The sequence below is a fragment of the Actinomyces sp. Marseille-QA0893 genome (assembly GCF_976954355.1).
This window is the reverse complement of record NZ_CDRJSY010000005.1, coordinates 186411-208183: the sequence shown is the minus strand read 5'-3', so window position 1 is coordinate 208183 and position 21773 is coordinate 186411. Positions and strand designations below refer to the sequence as shown.

18 protein-coding genes and 1 other RNA gene are annotated in these 21773 nt (G+C 56.0%); 7 read left to right on the top strand and 12 right to left on the bottom strand.

Translation table 11 applies throughout. The features are described 5' to 3' along the window. Positions 1-224: 224 nt before the first annotated feature. The 6 genes from tyrS to pheS form a co-directional block, all read right to left on the bottom strand. Positions 225-1484 carry a tyrosine--tRNA ligase gene (gene tyrS, locus ACWNMW_RS07435; RefSeq protein WP_448750833.1) on the bottom strand — a complete coding sequence of 420 codons (1260 nt, stop codon included), beginning with the start codon at positions 1482-1484 and terminating at the stop codon, positions 225-227. Positions 1485-1570: 86 nt separating this feature from the next. Beyond that, positions 1571-2908, bottom strand: a complete 1338-nt coding sequence (locus ACWNMW_RS07430) for an O-antigen ligase family protein (protein WP_449490496.1) — start codon at positions 2906-2908, stop codon at positions 1571-1573. A 120-nt stretch (positions 2909-3028) separates the two neighbouring features. Next, a complete protein-coding gene (locus ACWNMW_RS07425) occupies positions 3029-3544 on the bottom strand; it encodes an arginine repressor (protein ID WP_081940758.1) in 516 nt (171 codons plus the stop codon). Positions 3545-3682: 138 nt separating this feature from the next. Next, entirely contained in the window at positions 3683-4174 is a 492-nt protein-coding gene (locus ACWNMW_RS07420) for a flavodoxin domain-containing protein (protein WP_034501452.1), read from the bottom strand. 52 nt (positions 4175-4226) lie between these two features. Further along, positions 4227-6878 (bottom strand): phenylalanine--tRNA ligase subunit beta, encoded by a 2652-nt coding sequence (gene pheT / locus ACWNMW_RS07415; RefSeq protein WP_449490495.1) that lies wholly within the window; start codon positions 6876-6878, stop codon positions 4227-4229. 1 nt (position 6879) lies between these two features. After that, entirely contained in the window at positions 6880-7971 is a 1092-nt protein-coding gene (gene pheS / locus ACWNMW_RS07410) for a phenylalanine--tRNA ligase subunit alpha (RefSeq protein WP_034501456.1), read from the bottom strand. 138 nt (positions 7972-8109) lie between these two features. On the opposite strand from pheS, the gene panB reads away from it, so the two are divergent. From panB to ppgK, 3 genes are all read left to right on the top strand, one after another. Further along, positions 8110-8988 (top strand): 3-methyl-2-oxobutanoate hydroxymethyltransferase, encoded by an 879-nt coding sequence (gene panB / locus ACWNMW_RS07405; protein WP_449490494.1) that lies wholly within the window; start codon positions 8110-8112, stop codon positions 8986-8988. 13 nt (positions 8989-9001) lie between these two features. Next, positions 9002-9886, top strand: a complete 885-nt coding sequence (map, locus tag ACWNMW_RS07400; RefSeq protein ID WP_034501460.1) for a type I methionyl aminopeptidase — start codon at positions 9002-9004, stop codon at positions 9884-9886. A 73-nt stretch (positions 9887-9959) separates the two neighbouring features. Further along, on the top strand, positions 9960-10712 hold the full coding sequence (gene ppgK / locus ACWNMW_RS07395) for a polyphosphate--glucose phosphotransferase (protein ID WP_295894817.1): 753 nt from the start codon (positions 9960-9962) through the stop codon (positions 10710-10712). Between the two features lie 72 nt (positions 10713-10784). Here the strand turns inward: ppgK and rnpB are convergent. Beyond that, positions 10785-11134, bottom strand: an RNA gene (gene rnpB / locus ACWNMW_RS07390) — RNase P RNA component class A. Between the two features lie 43 nt (positions 11135-11177). Here rnpB and ACWNMW_RS07385 point away from each other — a divergent pair. Beyond that, a complete protein-coding gene (locus ACWNMW_RS07385) occupies positions 11178-11999 on the top strand; it encodes a YaaA family protein (RefSeq protein ID WP_449490493.1) in 822 nt (273 codons plus the stop codon). A gap of 35 nt (positions 12000-12034) precedes the next feature. On the opposite strand, the gene ACWNMW_RS07380 is transcribed toward ACWNMW_RS07385, so the two are convergent. Continuing rightward, positions 12035-12763 carry a zinc ribbon domain-containing protein gene (locus ACWNMW_RS07380; protein ID WP_449490492.1) on the bottom strand — a complete coding sequence of 243 codons (729 nt, stop codon included), beginning with the start codon at positions 12761-12763 and terminating at the stop codon, positions 12035-12037. Further along, positions 12760-13605 (bottom strand): Nif3-like dinuclear metal center hexameric protein, encoded by an 846-nt coding sequence (locus ACWNMW_RS07375; protein ID WP_449490491.1) that lies wholly within the window; start codon positions 13603-13605, stop codon positions 12760-12762. The genes ACWNMW_RS07380 and ACWNMW_RS07375 overlap by 4 nt, the downstream gene beginning before the upstream one ends. Positions 13606-13704: 99 nt before the next feature. Between ACWNMW_RS07375 and lipB the strand changes: the two genes are divergently transcribed. Genes lipB through ACWNMW_RS07360 form a run of 3 tightly spaced genes read left to right on the top strand, consistent with a single transcriptional unit; the run spans position 13705 to position 16990 of the window. Further along, a complete protein-coding gene (lipB, locus tag ACWNMW_RS07370) occupies positions 13705-14436 on the top strand; it encodes a lipoyl(octanoyl) transferase LipB (RefSeq protein ID WP_449490490.1) in 732 nt (243 codons plus the stop codon). Continuing rightward, the gene (gene lipA / locus ACWNMW_RS07365; RefSeq protein WP_052040842.1) at positions 14433-15485 is read left to right on the top strand and encodes a lipoyl synthase; all 1053 of its coding nucleotides are present in this window, start codon (positions 14433-14435) and stop codon (positions 15483-15485) included. Before lipB ends, lipA begins: the two co-directional genes overlap by 4 nt. Next, complete coding sequence (locus ACWNMW_RS07360; protein WP_449490489.1) at positions 15482-16990, top strand: class I adenylate-forming enzyme family protein; 1509 nt, start codon at positions 15482-15484, stop codon at positions 16988-16990. Before lipA ends, ACWNMW_RS07360 begins: the two co-directional genes overlap by 4 nt. 207 nt (positions 16991-17197) lie before the next feature. On the opposite strand, the gene ACWNMW_RS07355 is transcribed toward ACWNMW_RS07360, so the two are convergent. From ACWNMW_RS07355 to ACWNMW_RS07345, 3 genes are read right to left on the bottom strand one after another with little or no spacing between them, the layout of a single operon-like run. Next, positions 17198-17332, bottom strand: a complete 135-nt coding sequence (locus ACWNMW_RS07355) for a hypothetical protein (RefSeq protein WP_449490488.1) — start codon at positions 17330-17332, stop codon at positions 17198-17200. A 42-nt stretch (positions 17333-17374) separates the two neighbouring features. After that, positions 17375-18616, bottom strand: a complete 1242-nt coding sequence (locus ACWNMW_RS07350; protein WP_449490487.1) for a glycoside hydrolase 5 family protein — start codon at positions 18614-18616, stop codon at positions 17375-17377. A gap of 13 nt (positions 18617-18629) precedes the next feature. Then, entirely contained in the window at positions 18630-21680 is a 3051-nt protein-coding gene (locus ACWNMW_RS07345) for an alpha-mannosidase (protein ID WP_449490486.1), read from the bottom strand. Between the last annotated feature and the right edge of the window lie 93 nt (positions 21681-21773).

Sequence of the window (21773 nt, the reverse complement as noted above, 5' to 3'; positions counted from 1 at the left end):
ATACTCAAAAACAAAAAACAGGCATAAAAACAAAAAACAAACACACTATCGAGTTCACAAACAACACCCCCACATTTGCAATTCACCCGAGGTGAATCTCAAAGGGGCTTTCGCGCTTTGCAACGTTTCCGTCGCCCTCAGCGCAACGAGTTATAGATTAGGCCGTTTAGGGGCTCGTCGTCAAATCAAAACACTATGATGACGAGCACACCTTGAAAAACAGCTCATCGGACCGCAACAACAGCCAGATTCCTGCGACCTTTACGAATCAAAACCAAGCCACCTGCCAAGAGGTCATCGGCACGCAGCACAGCCTCTTCGTCTTCGACCTTGACCTTATTGACGTAAGCTCCACCACCCGCGAGGGTACGACGTGCAGCACTACGCCCCTTCTCCAGTCCGGTCTCAACAAGAGCGTCAATAAGAGAGTCCCCCAAAGAAAGCTCCGCGCGGGGAAGGTCACTGGTAGCTGCTGCCAGGGTGGCCTCGTCAATGGAAGAAAGATCTCCGCTCCCCCACAGCGCATCGGTCGCAGCCTGTACGCGCGCAAGCTCCTCGTCACCGTGGACCAAAGCAGTCACGCTCGCAGCCAAGGCCTTCTGGGCGGCACGCTCGTGAGGACGCTCGGCAACTTCAACCTCAAGCGCCTCAATTTCTTCGCGCGACAAGAAGGTGAAGATCTTCAAGAAGCGAACGACATCGTCATCAGCAACCTGCAACCAGAACTGATAGAAGGCGTACGGACTCATCATCTCGGGGTCGAGCCAAATTGCACCGCCCTCGGACTTACCGAACTTTGTTCCGTCAGCCTTAGTAATAATGGGCGTCGTCATGACGTGGGTATCGGCACCCTCGACCTTGTGAATCAGATCGACGCCGCCAACCATATTGCCCCACTGGTCGTTTCCACCGGTCTCGAGCGTGCAACCGTAACGACGGAAAAGCTCGAGGTAGTCGTTCGCCTGAAGAACCTGGTAGGAGAACTCGGTGTATGAAATACCTTCGTCAGAAGCGATACGACGAGCAACAATGTCCTTATTCAGCATGGTGCCCACGCGGAAGTACTTACCGATCCCGCGCAGAAGATCGATTGCACTCATCTCCTGAGTCCAGTCCAGGTTATTCACCATGCGAGCAGCTGCAGGCCCCTCGAAATCCAAGAATCGTGAAATCTGCGCGCGCAAACGATCTGCCCAGCCCTGAACAACTTCAGTCGGTTGAAGCTGACGCTCGCCACTTTGGCGAGGATCACCAATCTGGCCCGTCGCACCGCCAACAAGAGCAAGCGGCTTATGTCCAGCCAGTTGCAAGTGACGCATAACGATCAGCTGAACCAAGTGTCCATGGTGAAGAGACGGAGCGGTGGGATCATAGCCGCAATAGAAAGTGACCGGGCCCGCAGCGAAGTGAGCGCGAAGCGCGTCAAGGTCGGTGTGCTGAGCAATCAGACCACGCCATTGGAGGTCGTCAATAATATCGGTCACTGAATTTTCCTCTTCCTATTGGAATGACATACAAGTCATAGTTTACGCGATAAGTGTTCGCCTCTGTGGAAGCGTTCGTTTTGCCTTTACGAGGCCGCGGTGGTGCTAGTCCGGCCGCCAGGGACTGCTCGGCGGGGAGGGCGGAAATCATAGGACTCTGCACGAACCTTCAACCAAGTTGCAAAGGCAACGAAGAGCACCCAATTGCCTTCCGTCAAGAGACGCGACTCTGTAAAAGACTGCACAAACATCGCCAGCATCAGAACTGCAGCCAAAGTAGGCACTAAATCAGTTTCAAGATCGCGCAGCGCAACTCGGAAAATACGAATCATCACCCACAAAACAGCGAAGGCCAAAAGCATAAGACCGACGATTCCAGTCTGGAACAGAGCCTCAATGTAGGCATTGTGTGCCTGCATTGTGGGAGTGCCATCGGGACGAACAACCAGGTTCTTAAACAGAGGCAACCACGGCGGCCACAAAACAACCCAGCCCCATCCAAGGAAGGGATGCTGCTGCCACAGCTCCAAGAGCTTCTGCCAGATCACACCTCGGCCAGTCATATCAGAACTGCGACCCAGCAAGATAGTGACTTGGTCCTTCATGATCACGGCGACCAAGAGGAAACTTGCCGCGGCAGTAAGAGCGACGCGGACAGCGAAGCGACGTTCATAAAAGCCCAAGCGGCGAATAATCAAGAAGAAAACAAGGGCGCTCACCGAGACGAGCATGGCAACGAAAACGGTTGCAGAGCCGGTCAAAACTAAAATACCCACACACGCAAGGAGCCACGCTCCGTTACGCAGGTGATGGGTTCTATCCTCGGCCCAAAGAACCAGAACACAGAGCATGAGCAGAAGCGCAATGAAGGCAAGAGGATTCCGGTTTCCAACAAAGCCCTGAATCGGCCCGCCTTTAAAGAGGGCGTCATTCACCCAGTAATAAAGCTCCGGGACTTCTTTCCAATTGCGCATATACACCGGCGGTATGCGATGCCCAACCGCCAAAGAAACCCATAATTCAAGGGCATAGGAGGCAGCGACGATGATCTTCATCGCCTGAGTGAAGACATCCAACATCTGTCGAAGCGGAAATGCAATCGCAACGAGAACCCCCGCCGAACTTGTCGCCAGAGTAATCAAGGCTGAGCCAAAAGTCTCTAAACGATACTGGCTCCATATCACCGACAGACAGCAGACCAGAATGTAGGAAGAAACCGAAAGAGACAATCGGCGCAGCGTCACTGCGCGCCCCGCTAGGAAGAAAATCACCCACGCGGCAATGAGGACGATCCCCGCAATCACCCCGAAACCGACCCAGCCAAAAAGATTACGTACCCCTTGGCCGCCAAAAGCCAAGAAGAATATCGCAACGCCTACGGCCGGCAGTAGAGATTCGGCCCTCGAACTCACTGTTGTACTCACGTAATTCCTCAAGACTAGAACCAGTTCCAGTAGGGAGAATAGCCGTAAGAAGGCATGCCCGCTAGCCACACGGCTAACGGGCATGTTCTACACAGCAATTCTCTTCAAGAAAACAGCCTCTTACAGGACGCTTTGATGCGATCCGCCTCCGGCCAAAGAGGTCAAATATTCCTGGGCGTTGAGCGCTCCCTGATCGGAAGTGCAGATGATCAAAACCGTGTCGTCACCCGCGATTGTTCCCACGACATCGTCGATACGAGCCACATCGAGAGCTGAACCCAAAAGGTTTGCCGCGCCAACCAGAGTGCGCAAAACCAATTGATTGCCTACGCAGGTTGAAGTCACAAGAAGGGTCTGAAGCCACCGCTGCAAGCGCTCAACGCTGGCCTCAGCTTCGTGCGATTGAGAACCATCTGCGTTTGGGACCGAATAAATCAACGTACCCGAGCGGTCACGCATTTTCGTCGCGCGCATTTCCATAAGATCACGCGACAAAGTTGCCTGGGTGACCTCAATACCGAGAGTCCCCAAAGCAGAACGCAGTTGTTCCTGAGAACTAATAGTTTGGGAGACTAACAGATTGCGAATTGCTGCATGGCGCCCAGCCTTCGTCTGCGGTGTCGCTTCAGATGACATCAAAATCCCCTTAATTAGTCGCGAATCGACGTTGACTCCACTCCCGTTCAGGCAAGTATAAGGGAAGAAAGGGGGCCTATGCGAAAATCGGATCGCATAGGCCCCCTTCCATCGACATTCAACCGTGGAATATCAAAGTTATTGACGTGTCAGCTCTTGAGCAATGCCGTGAGCCCATTCATCGATTGCATCCCAATCACGGAAATCACCTTCCACTGCACCCGCGAGGCGAACGATCGCCCTTTCACGCAGCGAAAGAAGAGAAGGATCGTAGCGTCCCGCAAAAGAACGCAACTCCTTCGCATCGATACGCGTCAGCACAGGACCAATCCGACTGGGATCCTGCGGGACATGCTTGGGGACACCGTTCATACCGACGGAAAAAGCCCACACCGGCACCTTGTGCAGTTCCTGCGCAAAACGCTCCATAAAATCATGGGCGGCGGGCATCCACTGAGTCATGTAGACAGCGGAACCGCAAATAACAGCGTCAAATCCCTCAAGAGAGTCAACGTCTTGCGGCGGTTTGCAGACAACCTCGAGGCCATCAGCCTTCAGCCTGCGAGCAATCGCCTCTGCAACTTCTGTGGTTGCACCATGCTGCGAAGCTGCAGTCAGCAAAACCTTCATTGATACTCCTTCACACACGAGCCTGGCTTCATCCTAACAAGGCGCAACCAGATCACCCGCGAAGCGTTGCCCCTAAAACCTTCTCCGTCTTTGCGATGACATCCGCACGGACCTTCTGTACCTCATCGGGAGTCAGAGTGTGGTCACTGGCGCGAAGACGCAAAGAGAAGGCCAAAGAACGGAATCCTTCGGGAACCTGGTCGCCCTCGTATACGTCGAAGAGCGAAAGATCCTCGATGAGAGCGCCCGCCGCCTGGCGAATAACCTGCTCAACGCGAGAAACAGGCAGGTCATTGGCAACAACCAGAGCAAGATCTTCCTTCGCTGCCGGATACGTCGAAACCGGCTTGACTTGCAAAGGCTCATCACTGATGAGAGCGATCAGTGCATCCAAGTCCAGTTCGAAGGCACATGAACGCGCCGGAAGTCCGAAAGCCTTGCAGGTCTTCGGTGAGAGCTCACCCGCCAAGGCAAGTTCGACGAAATCCTTACCCTTTCGCGCAAAGATTCGCGCGACCCGCCCCGGATGATAGGGAGCAACTTCAGCGGGATCCGTTGCTGCCTCGGGGAGACGAGGCCCCTTGTGGGTCATCGGCTCTGCAAGCCACGCACGCGTCACTTCGATACGTACGCCCAGCTGATCAGCAATCGATCGCACCGCTTGGACTGCATCCGCCCAATCGAAAGAACGCTGAGTGCTCACAATGCCTGCCGGGAGTGCCTGTCCTGCAAGAACAGCACCAACATGCCACGGCTGCGGAGGAGTTCCAGCTTCCAATGCAGCAAGCTGCTCGTCACTGGGACGTTGCTCGGCCGAAATCAGTCCCGTAGGAACGACACCCTGACTGTGCACCACCTTCGCAACTTCATAAATTGCAACCGAAGGAATCCCGCGCGCGCAGTTGCGGGCCGCTACGTCAAGAAGTGTGTCCAAAACTGAGGTACGCAGCAAGGGCGCATCATCAGCAAGAGGATTACGCAGCTTGACCGCCTGACGGCGAGGATCGTCTTCCTTCATTCCCTGGCGATCGAAAGAATCAGAAACGAAGGGATAGCTCTCTACCTGCGTCAAGCCTGCATGCGCAAGTCCTTGGGCGACCAAACGTCGTGCTCGCTGGGCAAGCGTCAAGCCTGTTCCAGCGGGAGCTGTCGGAAGAACCGAAGGAATATTGTCGTAACCATCAAGACGCGCAATTTCCTCGACGAAGTGAGCGGCTCCCGTCAAGTCGGGGCGCCATGAGGGAGGCGTCACGCGTACACGTTCATCGTCAACGGCCTCGATAGCGCAACCAACTTCTTCGAGCAGCTGACGGACGCGTTCGGGCGTGTAGGCAACACCGGTCAAACGCTCAGCATCACTGAGTGCGAACTCATAGCTCGTCGGTTCAGGCAAATTATTGAGGTCAAAGACCGCAGGATCCGCATGACCGCCACCGTATTGAACGAGGAGATCGACAGCGCGCTGTGCTGCAATCGCGGGAAGAAGCGGGTCAGTTCCACGTTCAAAACGCTTCGCGGCCTCGGAATGCAATTTATGACGACGAGAGGAACGCGCGATCGATACCGCGTCGAAGTGCGCGGCCTCGAGAAGGATGTCCGTCGTCGAATCCTCGACCTCGGAATATGCACCGCCCATCACACCGGCGATCCCCAGAAGGCGCGATCCTTCCTCGCCACTAGGCGAATCAGAAATGACCAAATCCTGAGGATCCAGAGTGCGCGCAACCTCGTCCAAAGTCGTCAGCTCTTCACCCGGACGTGCGCGACGAACAACGATCGGAGCTTCAAGAGCAGCAAGATCGTAGGCGTGCATCGGCTGACCAAGGTCAAGCATCACGTAATTGGTGATATCCACAGCCAAAGAAAGCGAGCGCATTCCCGCCATTTCAAGCCGCTCAACCATCCAACGAGGCGTGGGAGCTGCAGGATTGACGCCGCGCACAATTCGAGTCACAAAGCGATCTGCGCCGCAGCGTCCGTGAATAGGGGCATCGTCAGCGACAACAACGGGGAATCCGGCCTCGTTCGCCTGAGGAACGGACTCAACGAGAGTCCCCACAAGACCCGGATCACGGAAAGCCGAACCCGTCGAATGGGAGAATTCGCGCGCGACTCCTCGCATCGAGAAGCAATACCCTCGATCCGGCGTCACGTTGATCTCAAGAACTTCCTCGCCCAAACCAAGGAAAGAAATCACACTCTGGCCAACAGCGGGAAGATCTGCATCCGGGAAATCCTTCTGCAAAACGATGATGCCATTGTGGTCCTCGCCCAAGCCAAGTTCGCGCGCCGAGCACATCATTCCATCAGAGACGTGGCCGTAAGTCTTTCGTGCGGCAATCTCGAAAGGTCCGGGAAGAACAGCACCCGGCAGGGAAACAACAACTAGGTCATTGACATCAAAGTTGTGCGCACCACAGATAATGCCGCGCGAGGGAAGATCGCTGGGCTCTTTTCCAGTGCCGGGCGCATCATTATGTTCTCCGACGTCTACACGGCAGTAGTTGACCGTCTTACCATTCGAGGCTTCGAATTCCTCGCGGCTGAGCACACGGCCCACGACGAGAGGCCCTGTAACGCGCGCGGGGTGGATGGTTTCTTCTTCGAGTCCGACGCGAACTAAAGCAGCCGCGAGTTCTTCGGTCGTCATTGCCGGGTCTGCATCGACATAGTCACGCAGCCAGCTCATTGGAACCATTGGCATATCAGTTGCCCCTTCCCATTCCGTTAACACCGAATTGCTCGGAGAAACGCACATCTCCTTCAACGATGTCGTGCATATCGGCAATACCGTCACGAAGCATCAACGTGCGTTCAACACCAACACCAAATGCAATACCCGTGTAAACCTCAGGATCGATACCCGTTGCTCGAAGAACATTCGGGTTGACCATTCCGCAGCCACCCCATTCGATCCATCCGGCTCCGCCCTTCTTCTGGGGGAACCACAAATCCATCTCCGCACTGGGTTCGGTAAAGGGGAAAAAAGAGGGACGCAAACGGGTCTTCGCATCGGGGCCAAACATGTGACGGGCGAAGTGGTCGAGCACGCCCTTCAAGTGCGCCATTGTCAGCCCGCGATCAATTGCGAGGCCCTCAACCTGGTGGAAGACCGGGGTGTGCGTTGCATCAAGAGCATCGGAGCGGAATACCTTACCGGGGCACGCCATGTACAGCGGCACGCCTCGAGAAAGGATCGAACGCGATTGCACAGGAGAAGTGTGCGTACGCATCACGAGGTGACCGTCTTCTTCACTGTCTCCCCCGACGCTGCGTCCATCGATGTAAAGGGTGTCCTGCATCTGACGTGCGGGGTGATCAATATCGAAATTCAAGGAGTCGAAGTTGAACCATTCGTGTTCAATTTCCGGTCCTTCGGCGATTTGCCATCCCATTCCGATGAAGAAATCTGAGATCTCTTCCATGATCGTTTCGAGGGGATGACGGGCGCCTGCGCGAGCGCGAGCGGTCGGGATTGTGATGTCCACGGCCTCGCTGACCAAAACTTGCGCATCGTGACGCTCTTGAAGGAGTTCCTGGCGTTCCTGCAGAGCTGCATTAATCTGCGAACGTGCAGATCCCAGCAGACGACCGGCAAGACCGCGATCTTTCGGGTCAAGTTTGCCGATACCGCGGTTTGCCTGGACGAGAGCAGCTGAGTCTCCCATAAACTCCAGGCGCACGGCCTTCAATTCATCGAGGTCTTCAGTGTGAGCGATCGCCTGGGTTGCCTGAGTGACAAGCTCTTCGATTGCGTGCTCATCTAAGGGATTGAGGCCACCAGCGGTGCCGGTCATGTCCTACTCTCCTATGATTGGGTCAGCATTTTGCCTCGTGACAGGACGAGGATTTCTTCCATTGTAGGTCAACAGCTTCTTCCGGCTGGAATGAAGCCGCAGTGCGGACTACTCTCAAAGGGCGACGAAAGGACAACAATGACGGGTTACCTCGCTGACGATTCAACTGCTTCAGCTCCCCTGCCTTCAGTCTCGCCACAGCCCGGACGTGGACCGCTGGATAAGAAGCGCATCCGTATTCAGCATCTCCAAGCGGCTAAAGAACAGGGCGTCAGAATATCGATGCTGACCGCTTATGACGCTCTCACCGCCTCGATCTTTGATCGCGCGGGGATCGATATGATTTTGGTTGGGGATTCGCTAGGCAATGTTGTGCTCGGGTATTCCTCGACTCTTCCCGTGACTCTCGATGATATGGAACGCGCAACTGCCGCAGTTGCGCGAGCAGCTTCCCGTGCTTTGATCGTCGCTGACCTTCCTTTTGGCACCTACGAGGCCTCACCTGAGCAGGCTTTCGCCAGTGCAGCACGACTCATGAAAGCCGGTGCGCACGCCGTCAAGCTCGAAGGAGGCGCGGCGCGAGCTGAAACTGTCGCTCTGCTTGCAGGCGGAGGAATCCCCGTCGTCGCGCACCTCGGCTATACTCCCCAATCCGAAAATTCCTTGGGGGGACCGCGTATGCAGGGACGCGGAGAAGGCGCAAAGAAGCTGATGGAAGATGCTCGCGCATTAGAAGCCGCCGGTGCATTCGCAGTCGTTTTCGAAATGGTTCCTGAGCCCGTCGCAACGCAGCTCACAAAAGAACTATCCATTATCACGATCGGGATCGGAGCAGGCCCTTATACGGATGGGCAGGTCCTCGTCTGGTCCGATATGGCTGGTATGACCTCATGGTCCCCATCTTTTGCCCGGCGCTTTGCTGAACTCGGCCGCGAACTTGAATCGGCCGCAAGCAGCTATATTTCTGCCGTTCGCAGTGGCGAATTTCCCGGTTCAGATAACTACCGTAGTGAATGAGGTTGAATAAACAATGTCGCAATCACTTGGCGCAAAGCGCGCTCCGCTTGGAACTTTGAAGCCCGGTAAGATCTCACCGCGACGTGCGGTTCCCGCACACATCGACCGTCCTGAGTACATGTATCACTCCGGTCCCGAAGTCGTGACGGCCGGCGATATTAAAAGCCCCGAAACGATTGAAAAGATCCGTGTGGCTGGCCGTATCGCTGCTCAGGCGCTGCAGGTAGTCGGTGAAGCAGTTCGTCCCGGGGTAACGACGGACGAATTGGACCGTATAGGTCACGAGTTCATCATTTCGCACAATGCCTACCCGTCATGCTTGGGGTACATGGGATTCCCCAAGTCTCTGTGCACCTCGATTAATGAAGTAATCTGCCACGGCATCCCCGATGATCGTCCCCTCGAAGACGGGGACATTGTCAATGTCGACATCACGGCCTACTACGACGGTGTTCACGGCGACACCTGTGCGATGTTCGAGGTAGGAAATGTGGATGAAGAGTCCCATCTCCTCATTGAACGTACCCGTAACGCAATGATGCGCGGCATCAAAGCTGTGCGTCCTGGCCGCGAGATTAACGTCATTGGTCGAGTGATTGAATCCTATGCACATCGCTTTGACTACGGTGTCGTTCGCGATTTCACCGGGCACGGAGTCGGTGAAGCATTCCACTCAGGATTGATTGTCCCTCACTACGATGCGGCGCCTGCACATAACGAAGTCATGGAAGAAGGTATGGTTTTCACCATCGAACCCATGCTCAACTTGGGTGGAATTGAGTGGGAACAGTGGGATGACGATTGGACTGTCGTCACAAAGGACCGCGGCCGATCGGCACAATTCGAGCACACGATCGTCGTGACTGAAGACGGTGCAGAAATCCTGACTCTCCCCTGATACGGAAGCAAATTTTTATCCGCTCTGTGATCGCAGTTATTCTTAGTGATGCGGCCACTCAAAGGAGAAGAACATGAAACTCGCATGCGGAATTGATATCGGCGGTTCAGGCGTCAAAGGCGCACTTGTCGACCTCACAACCGGAACATACTCCGGCGAGAGTGTTCTTATTAAAACGCCTTCCCCTGCAACGCCAGATGCTGTTGCACAGGTGTGCGGTCAGGTCCTTGAAACACTTGGCGTCACCCCAGAAATTCCGGTTGGAATTACCTTCCCCGCCCCCATCGTGCACGGGCGCGTTCCCTTCATGGCTAACCTCGACCCTTCATGGGCAGGAATCGATGTCGTCGAGCTCATGGACCGTCATTTGGGGCGCACTATCGTCGCCCTTAACGATGCGGATGCTGCGGGACTTGGCGAGGCCATTTACGGCGCCGCACGAGGCGTTCCCGGTGTCGTTATCGTGACGACGCTCGGAACTGGAATCGGCTCGGCGATCATCAATGACGGGATCCTTCTCCCCAACTCGGAGCTCGGCCACCTCGAGGTCGATGGCCACGATGCCGAGACTCAGGCTTCGGCAGGCCAAAAAACAGTACAGAATCTGGATTGGGTCACGTGGGCTGGTCGTCTTCAGCGCTATTACTCGCACGTTGAGATGCTCTTCTCCCCCGATCTCTTTGTCATCGGCGGCGGCGTGAGCGCCAACCACGAGAAGTTCCTCCCGCTCTTGAACCTGCGTACTCCCGTTGTGCCTGCAATCTTGCGCAACACTGCAGGCATCGTCGGAGCAGCTTTCGAGGCCGCACGCGAGTCTCGCGCGTAGCACAGGACAGGGGTTTCTCCCTTTCGACCATAATTTTGAGGGCCGCTTGGATTGCCAAGCGGCCCTCAAGTGCATTCGAGTCAGCCTGTACGCCGGGTTTTGTCCTACTTCCGTAGTGGCGACCATCTATCTAGGACCACCGTTGCCGATGGCCTCAAGCAACCTACCCGCAGACATCGAACGGGCAATTCTTTACGTCTGCTGCTCGGTCTTGCTCCGGATGGGGTTTACCAAGCCGATGCGGTCACCCGCAACGCTGGTGAGCTCTTACCTCACCTTTTCACCCTTACTGCTTACGCAGCGGTTTCTTTTCTGTGGCACTTTCCCGCGGGTCACCCCGGGTGGCTGTTAGCCACCATCCTGCCCTGTGGAGCCCGGACGTTCCTCGAAACATAAAGTCGCGCGGCCGCCCAGCCAACTCGTATGCACAGGGAAGTTTAGCGCGTTTATCACTAGTGTGGAGTCGTGGATATCTGGTTACCGCCCTCAGAAGGCAAGAATGCACCCAGCGATGGCCCCAATCTGAACCTTGATTCTTTATCGTTTCCGATTTTGAATTCGACACGCGCGGAAATAATAAAGGCCTGCGTTCAAATCACCGAGACGCACACAGCGCAGCGCGTCTTCAATATCGGTGCGAAGCACGAAGCAGAGCTTGCCGCCAACCGTGCTCTCATGAGCCAACCATGCGCCCCAGCGTCAACCGTATTTACTGGTGTGCTTTACGAAGCCCTTCGCGAGCACAACCCAACGATCTGGGAAGGACCAGAAGCCCGACACATCCTCATCTTTTCGGGAATTTTTGGAGTGCTTCGTGCTGATGACATGATTCCTCTCCACCGCCTCGCGATGGGCGCAACTTTGCCTACGTTGGGCAAAGTCTCTGCCCTGTGGCGCCGAGTCCTCAACGAAGAACTCAAGGATCACTATGCTGAGCACACGATTCTTGACTGCCGCTCTAGTGACTACAAGAATGCTTGCTCGGCTCAGTGGGCGCATCTGTGGGATGTCCGCGTTGAGCGCGAGAAAAACGGGAAACGAAGCGTTGTCTCGCACAATGCGAAGAAGTGGCGCGGAATCCTCGCTGCCGCGCTGGCACCTGCGTCCTCCACCATCACTCAGGAAATAGAACTTAAAGAAGCCCTCCACGACATCATTCCCAGGATTTGTACCTGTGATGCACGCGGAGTGACAAGCCGCGTGAAGGCGATCGAAGTGTCGCCACCGCGCTCAACTCGACTCCGTGGAAGTACGCGCACTCTGACTCTGATCACCGCTGAGGATTAAAAGAAAGGCCCCGCATCGCGGGGCCTTTCTTTGTTTTAGCTTCGGGTCCGAACGACAATCTGCCCGGTGTCTTCCGCGAAGTAGAGTTCATCGCTGGGAGTGAGGCGGATACGCTCAAGTTCCATCGGGGAAAGCTCAGCAAAGCCCATAGCGTTACCGTCGCGTACCTCGATCACTGCAAGGGCACCATTCTTGTCACGCGCGGCCTCATATTCTTCAAGAAGAGCAGCATCAATCTGAGCAGCACGCTCACGACGCTGCGCAATCACGCTGCGAAGTTCATCATCAAGTTCGGCGGTTTCTTCAAGGAAACGAGCCTTCGTCGATTCAATATCGGCTTCAATTGCTTCTGCTTCAGCGTTCATCTGAGTTTGAGCGTTTCTTGCCGCATCGGTTCGTTCCTCTGCGGAAAGTTGGTCTTCCTCGAGGCGCTTGATGCGCTCGTCCATCTGCGCGATCTCGTGCTGCATGGAATTAATATCGCGCAGGGGAACCTGGTTCTTTTCGATTCTCTCACTTTGACGATCGCGACGTTGGCGCACGCGTTCAATCTCTTCTTCGATACGGGCGCTCTCGCGCTCACAGTCTGAAATCACAGCGCTTTGCGACACTGCTGCACGGCGCAGATCAGCAAGACGAGCAGCCAGTTCGCGCACAGTTTCATGTGCGGGATGGGCTTGACGACGGTGGCGGAGCGAAGATTCTTTCTGGTCGAGCTTTTGCAGCTCGAGTAAGACCAATTGCTGGGGGTGAGGCGCTTTCACAGGTAACTTCCCTCCGTATTCAAATGAACGTTCCACGGCTCTGTCACAATGGTAGAGACTTTCACCTCACAGGTGATAGCTGATCGGCGTGCTTCTTCCCTCAATTTGCGAGCAAGTACCGGCATCCACAGTGTCTCCGTTGCCCAGTGGCTTGCACAAATTAGGCCGCAATGCCCTTCTTCGAGGAATTCGCTGGCGGGGTGATGGCGCAGATCAGCGGTGATAAAGACATCTGCCCCGCTGGTGAGGACTAGGTCAAGTAGGCTATCTCCCGCTCCCGGGCTCACCGCAACTCGGTGAATTGTCGCGTCAAGATCACCGCCGACGAGTAGTCCTGTTGGGCCTGCTGGTAAGGCTTGTGCAACAACACGCGCGAACTCCCGTAGGCTCATCGGAGAAACGGTACCAATGCGCCCAAGCCCGATCATGTGCCCCTGATCATTCGTCCCTTCGGGTGCTAAAACTTCGGTGTCCTTCAGACCGATGACGTCTGCACAGGCCTGCGCCACCCCGTCGATTGCAACGTCCCCGTTGGTGTGCGCGTTAAAAAGAGCGATGTGTGAACGGTTGAGAGTGGCGACCATTCGCCCTTTCGCGCTTTCTTCCGAAAGGAACGACGCTCCCCTGAGGAGGAGCGGGTGATGGGTGATGACCATGTCAGCGCCCCACTGACATGCCTCATCAACCACTGCTTGCGTGGGGTCTAATGCCAGAAGCACTTTGTGAACCGGTGCCTGAGGCGCGCCGGTAATGAGTCCAACTTTGTCCCACCCATGCGCCGTCGAGGGCGGATACCACTGATTCATCAGCGTTCGCATGCTGTCAACGGTCCATTGCGTCATGGCTTCAGTCTAACCGGATGCATGATAGGTCACAGCAGTGGGACGAATGTCCCACTCTAAGCTCAGGAAATGCACCTAGCACGCCTCTAAAATCGAAGAGTGCGGATTTTGAATCTCATCCCCAGTGGACTGACTGATTACTCCGCCGTGAACGACTACCAGCATGCGCTTCATGACCAGGTCGCCCGCGGCGAGGCGGAAGACACCCTGATCGTCGGCGAGTTTGCCCCGGCATGGACAGCAGGACGCCATACAAAACCCCAAGATATTCCCGATTCAACGCTGCCCGTCATCCACGTTGATCGTGCGGGTTCCGCGACATGGCATGGTCCCGGGCAAGTCGTTATTTACCCGATCGTGCGCCTTCGTCAGCCCGTCGATCTATACGCATGGATCCGCAGCGTTGAAAATGGGGTCCTTGAGACTCTGCGCGAAGAATGGGGACTTCCCGTAGAACGCATTGAAGGCCGCGCAGGGGTATGGCTTCGCGGCGACCAAGGCCGCGACCGAAAGATTTGTGCAATCGGTTTGAAGGTCGCACGAGGCGCAACCATGCACGGAATTGCTCTTAATGTCGATATCGACCCCCAGTATGCCTTCAGCGGCATTATTCCCTGCGGCCTGACCGACGCAGACGTTGCTTCCCTGTCATGGGAAGGAATCTCCAGCGATGTGACCCAGGCTGCTCAGCTTTTAGTCCCGCACATGATCGCATCGATCACCTCTCAGCTTCACTCAGCTCCAGAGCCGCTCCACTGGGAAACTGCCCCCATCGACGCATTCGCACCGGCCGCCTCGGCAATGGAAAATTCGGAAGGACGCACCCAATGAGTACTCTCCCCGATCCCGAGGGACGCAAGCTTTTGCGCGTCGAGGTTCGTAACGCGCAAACTCCCATCGAGAATAAGCCCGAGTGGATTCGTACGACCGCACGCGCGGGTGAAAACTACCAGGACATGCGTTCTCTTGCTCGCGGCGCAGGGCTGCACACCGTATGCGCAGAAGCTGGATGCCCGAACATCTACGAATGCTGGGAAGACCGTGAAGCAACTTTCCTCTTGGGTGGTGCAATCTGCACGCGAAGGTGCGATTTTTGCGATATTGCAACTGGGCGTCCCACGGAATACGACCAAGACGAACCCAGACGCATCGCCGAATCGGTCGCTCAAATGGGGCTTCGCTACGCGACGATCACCGGTGTCACCCGCGATGACCTCCCCGATGGTGCGGCTTGGCTCTATGCAGAAACCACGCGCCAAATCCGCCAAAAGAGCCCGGGAACAGGAGTTGAACTTCTCGTCGACGATTTCCGAGGCAGCGCTGAGTCCATCGATATGGTTATCGAAGCCGCTCCCCAGGTCTTCGCTCACAATCTCGAAACGGTCCCGCGAATCTTCAAGAAAATTCGCCCAGCCTTCCGTTACGAGCGTTCACTCGCAATGATTAAACGCGCACACGACGGTGGAATGGTCACGAAATCTAACCTGATTTTGGGCATGGGCGAAACCCGCGAGGAAATTCTTGAGGCAATGCGCGCCCTGCACGAGTCCGGCTGCGATCTGCTGACTCTCACGCAGTATCTGCGCCCCTCTCCCCTGCACCATCCAATCGACCGTTGGGTGCATCCCGAAGAGTTCATCGAGCTTTCTGCCGAGGCCGAGGCCATGGGCTTCGCCGGGGTCATGGCCGGCCCCCTCGTCCGTTCTTCCTATCGCGCGGGATTGCTGTGGGCGAAGGGAATGCGCGCCCGCGGTTTTGAAATTCCGGAAGAACTCGCACACATCGAGAACTCCGGTTCGACCTTGCAGGAAGCGGGATCGGTCCTTGAGCGTTTGAAGAAACGCCAAGAACTTCACCGCCAGATGGCCGGCGCTCGATGAACACCGGGTGCCAGGCGGAAGTTTTGCCCGATCTCTCGCCTGCCCACGCGCTGCTGTCTGCAGCCCATCAGCATCCAGACCGACTCAGCCTGATCGATGCTGAAAGCGCACGCACGTTTACTCTTGCGCAGAGCGCCAGCTGCGTTCGCAGGCTTGCTTGGTATTTCACGACTCTGGGGTTGAATGCGGGGGACCGCATCGTTGTATGCGCTCCCAACAGTGTGTGGCATTTTCTGATTCACGCGGCCGCTTCGTGGATTCATGCAGTCTCTGTTCCCATTTCGCCACTCCTCCCCGAGGCAGTGCGCAGGCGCCTGTATGACGAAGTCGCACCTGCGCTCATTATCGGTCCCCGAACCGGCACGCCTCACACAAGAAATTTGCTGGCATGTTTGTCTTTTGAGGAGCTCGACACCCTCTCGCGTGAAGCCAGTAGCGAATGCCCAGCAGATTTCGTTCCGCTCCCATGCCACGATGAGACTGCCGCTTTAGTTTTCACCTCCGGTACCTCAGGAAAGATGCGAGCAGCTCAGCTCACTCATGCGAACCTGTGGTGGGCTTCTCAGTGCTTTAGGGATGGGTTCGAATATTGTCCCGGATCAGCGGTTTGTGGGGTAGTCGCGCCACTATCTCATATCGGCGGTTTCAACGGCACCTCGATGGATATCTTTACTCACGGAGGAACCCTCGTCGTCTTCGCCTCTTTCGACCCGCTTGAGGTGGCTCGGGGCATCGAGAAATGGCGTATCTCGATCATGTTTGCGGTACCCGCTATGTGCCATATGCTCGTGCAGGCCGCACGCGAGGCCACAATCGATCTCTCCTCGTGGACGCACCCCTTGGTCGGCGGAGATGCCATGGGGGCATCACTTTTTGACGAAATGTCACGCATGGGCCTGTCCCCCATTCATGTGTGGGGAATGACTGAGCTAGGAGGCGCCGGAACATTCTTGAGTCCCGAGCGCTGGCCTGCTCACCCGGGTGCGATTGGTTTCCCCTTCCCATACATCCAGTGCCGTCTGCGCGACGTGCAGGGTCACCTCATTACCGAGGCCGGGCAGGCCGGGATCATTGAAGTACGCGGCCCGGGAGTTGCCTCGCGTTATTGGGGTGAAGAAGAACGCGAGAATGAGTGGTTTTCCTCCTCAGACATCGCCGTTTTCGATGAGGATCATTGCATGCATATGATCGGCCGTTCCTCACGGGTTATCAATACGGGTGGAGAGCTCGTCTCCCCCGCGCACGTTGAAGAAGCTCTTCGCGCATTGGACTGTGTGGCTGATGCCTGCGTTGTCGGCCTCGATGATGAACGATGGGGACAAATCGTTGCAGCGGCGCTCGTTCCAGCGACTCATGAAGAGCCCTCCCTCAAAGAAGTGAGGAATCTAGTCAAAGATTCTTTGGCTCCTTGGCAGCATCCTCGCCGCATCCGCTGGGTTGAGGCTCTCCCGAAGACAACGACAGGGAAAGTGGATTTTTCCCAGGCTCAAGCCCTATTTGCATAGAGAAGCGGGGCGTGGGCTTTGTGGGCCCACACCCCGCGGCAAACACATCGCAAGAAAGACTTTCTTAGCCCTTGAAGAAGAACTTCTAAGCACATGCGAAGAGAACGATCAGAGGGATCAATGTCACCCGGTATGCTGCTTCGAAATCCTTGATCAGCGTCTCGAACTAGGGGTAAAACGATCGTTCTTGAGCGATTACCTCTCGAATCAAATCTCGCCAACACCAGCGTTTGCAGCAGAAGCATTCGAGGAGGAGCTTGCTCCGGAACCGCCGGTGCAAGCGGCCAGGCTGAACGCCGCACTCAGTGCGACGGCAGTCAGGAAAGTACGCGACTTACGCATAGTCTTCTCCTTCGAAGAAACTACTTTGAGAACGCTGCGGGTTTACGAGTCCCACGTAGAGAGGAAAGTTTCTTTTCCTCTGTTCCCGTGATCTCCACGAGGAAGATAACGGGAACGGTCCAATTCGATGCAACGAACGTCTCCTGCCAAAGCAAGTTCCATCCATCGATCGAAATACTCGTGCCGAGCATCAGTATCGACGCGCGTCCACTCCTGTGCAGTCAGTAGGAGGGACGAACGCTGCTCACCCTGAACTCGCAGATCCGCCCAACGCTGAGCAGCACGATGGAAGGCCTCTCCGATTGGTTTCGGATTGCCGTCTTGTCCCAGCAGCCCCAAGGAATACTCGATGGCCGGAAAGTCCGATAGTTCACGGGAGACATCGTGAGAGCACCACCAAGTGACTGCTTCAAGGCCAGGGGATACTCCCCCGCCTCGCTCTCCCATGAGAATTTCAAGGGTCTCCATGAGGAACTGCGGAGCCTGGTCTTGGTCCACATAGTTCTCAGGAGCACCGATTTCTTGAAGCCATACGCTTCTGCCCGGATCCTCGCTCCACGCGGCGGCAAGCTCACACAAATATCTGGCAAACCAGACAAGCTGTGGAGCTTGTTTTCCAAGCCGTGGTCCGATGCGCCCGAAGATCCATGAGTGCACAGTGGTGAGGTCACCTACGGTAGTTGCGCACGCAGGAGTGAAAGGCTGATCGTCTTCAAACCACAGGTCATCATCATGACTGTGAGTGTGAATCCCGTGCGGCCACTCCTGTTTTGTCGTTTCAAGAATTCCCCTAAGCCACTGCATCGCGTCATCTTCGCTCACCTCGTGCGCGAAAGGATGACGCGATGCAGCAAATTGGAAGAACTCGTTGCCCACAGATAGCCCAGCTGCCGCAGGAATCCCACGTAACGCCCGCGCCATTTCAGCGACCAGATTCCGCTGTGCTGAGACGACATCGGGATCGATGAAGAGGTTGCGGCGATGCCACGACGTGACCCACGAGGGAAGGAAATCGAAGGACGACAAATGTCCTTGAAGAACATCGACCGTCACTTCGAGTCCGCACTCCCCCGCGATTTCAACCGTTCTCACAACATCGCCAATTGCCCGATGTCGGATAAGGGTGCGATTGGGCTGCAGAAGTGGCCACAGCGGGAAGATCCGAACGTGGTCGGCACCGATGGCGCGGATGGCATGGAAGTCATCACGCACGGCCTCGGCATCAAAATCCAGCCACGAATGGAACCATCCCCGCCGCGGGGTGTAATTCACACCAAACTTCATCGTTTCTTTCTCTTCACTTGGTGAAGGAAAGTCGAAGCGTCGTGATCTGGAAAGCGGACAAATCGAAGGACCACTGTCCATCGCCACCGCGAAGATGCGGTTCCTCTTCACTGGGCCGGTAGCGCAGATCGCAGGCGGTCACTGAGGTTGCCTCGGGCGCAGTCAAGGTCACCTGTGAAGGACCACCCTGGGCCTCGTAGACGCGAAGGACGAGGTCTCCAGAGCGATCAGGAGCCATCGCAACGGACTCAACCACTGCGCCGCTAATGGTGAAGGGTGCTTCGAAGGGAAGACCGCTGACCTCACGCTCACGCAGGTTGAGCTGTTGACCAGCTGCGACGGCATCAAGAACTGAGGCGTCAGGAACAATGCGGAAGTTCCACTCGTGGTGTCCTTGATCCTGCTGGGGATCCGGGAAGCGCGCCGACTTCACGAGGGTTGCACGGACCTGCGACCAGGTACCACGACGATCGCTCTGGTGGCGTGTAACGTCCCATCCATAGGTCGAATCATTTGCGATTGCCCACGAACGCGATGCATTTTCCAAGCGCACCCAGCGGTGTGCCGATACTTCGAAACGGTAGGCATCCCAGGACGTGTTTTCATGGGTTGCACGCGTGATGTAACCCATCTGAGTTTCGTACTGAGCGTGGTCCGTGTGGATCTCTACCGGGATAGCTAGCTTGAGCAGCTTCTCATGCTCGTGCCAGTCAGCTTCAACGTGAACGTCGATTCCCGCGACCCCAGATCGGAAGATCCACACGAGTTCCATCGTGGAGGAATCAACACGAGCGTGTGTGTGGATTTCAATTCGATCATGCTCCACAACAACGTTGCTCACTGAGCGATCAGAAACAACGCGCAGGGAATTGCGGTAGAAGGGATCTAGATCCCAGGCATCCCACATATTCGGGAAGTCCTGATGAATGTGGAATTCGCCAGCTTTTTGCCCTGCGGGGATCCACTCGCGACCGCCAGTGTTTTCGCGTAGCGACGTCAGCTCACCGCTGCTTGAGATGCGAGCCTTGTAGAAGGAGTTCGTGACCTCGTAGCCGTCCTCTACTTGGAGGAGGTGTACTCCCGCACTGTCCTTTTCTTCGCCTGCAATGCCCGCAGACAGCGGGGAGACCCCGTGGAGTGGGAAAGACGAGGCATTGGCGAGCAAAGCGCGCGCCTGACCGGTTTCTTGGGTACCCGTGAGCGCTGCGAGGGCCTGCTGAATGAGGGCTTCGCACCCGTCCTGGATCTTCTGGTGAAGTTCGCGAACTTCGCGGTAGACCCATGCGATCGACGTGCCGGGAAGAATGTCGTGGAACTGGCACAGTAAGAGTGTGCGCCAGTAGGAACGCAGTTCTTCGTAGGGGTAGTCCATGAGCCCCTTAACGGCTGCATAGGAGCACCACAGCTCGGTTTCACGCAGGATGGACTCACCACGACGGTTACCCTGCTTAACGTCGATCTGAGAGGTGAAGGTTCCTCGGTGGAGCTCCAAGTACAGTTCGCCCACCCACACGGGGATTTGATCAGCATCTTCACGTGCACGGTCAAAGAACTGCTTCGGAGTTTCCATGACAACTTCGGGAGCACCGCGAAGAGAGCTAAAACGATCGATGCGCTCGAGCATTTCACGGGTGGGGCCACCGCCGCCATCACCGTAGCCGAAGGGCATGAGCGAAACGCTTGCGTGACCCTTGTCCTTGAAATTCTCGACAGCGTGGGTCAAGTTCTGACCCGTTACTTCCGCACCGTAAGTGTCCATGGGCGGGAAGTGCGTGAAGATTCGCGAACCGTCGATGCCTTCCCACAGCAAAGTGTGGTGCGGGAAAGTGTTGACTTGGTTCCATGAAATCTTCTGGGTGAGGAAGCGCTCGATTCCAGCTTCACGCGCGATCTGCGGGAGGGCTGCGGAATACCCGAAGGAGTCGGGCAGCCAGATTTCTTGGCAAGATGCGCCGAGTTCATTTTCGAAGAAGTCCAGGCCTTCTACGAGCTGGCGGCACATGGCCTCGCCACCGGGAAGAACGGCATCGGGTTCGACCCACATTCCACCGACAGGAACGATGCGTCCCTGTGCAACAAGGTCACGAACTCGTTCGAAGAGTTCTGGGTCGTCTTCCTTGAGCCAAGCTGCATGTTGGGCAGCAGGAAGAGCAAAGATCAGGGATGAGCCGTCCTCGATGAGACGAACGACGTTGGCAAGAGTGCGATTCACCTTGCGGCGGGTTTCGCGCAGTGGCCACAACCATGCGGAGTCGATGTGTGCATGCCCAACAGCGCTGATTCGGTGTGCACCGGGAAGTGCCGGCGCCTCCATGAAAGGCTTGAGGACTTCTCGCGCCGCACCTGCAGTGGAAACAACATCATCCAGGTCGAGGCAGTCCAAAGCGCGGTTCAATCCAAAGAGAAGGTTCCACTCGTAATCGCCAAAGTGAGGCGCAGCCTCGATCATCTCGTGGAGTACTTGAATGTCAAGGGCGAGTCCGTAGACGTCCTTATTCACAATGACGAGGTCTGCCTGACGGAAGTGGTAGAGCTCCTCATGAGAAGCCGTGAGTTTGTCCCCGTTCAGAGTCGGCTGGAAGGGAGGAACTCCAAGGATCAAGGGGTTTGCAGCAGCTTCCACAACGAAGTCGATCGTTGATCCGGGAGTTTGAGCTACCGGAAGCCAACGGCTACGCGGGTTCAAGGCCTTAATGGTCTTTCCATTTACATCGCGCACAAGTGCTTCGGCGTGGAAACCGACAAAGTGTTCTTCAAAGCCGAGGTCAACGCGCACTTCAAAACGCTGTTCATCACTGAGGCTAAGGTCGGCCGGAACTTGTCCGTGAAGCTTGAACCAGGTGGTCTGCCACGCTCCACCCCATGTCTGTCCGAGCTCGAAGGGGACAAAGTTTGCTTGAAGGGCTTCCTTAAAGCGCACTGGTTCCGAAATCACCCCGTCTTCTAAGGGTTGACGCCATTGACTGACGTCGAGCGAAGACACTGTTGTGTACTCGAAAGGAAGGATGCGTTCCTTGAGCGTACGAGTGACACGCTGCATCAGGATTTCTTTATTGTCGTGCATCACGACTCCGTTTCTGCCTTACCGCTGCTTTGCGGCTCTGATCACAGATTAACAACTAATTCGGTTTAGCTCCTGCTAAACTCATAACAATCC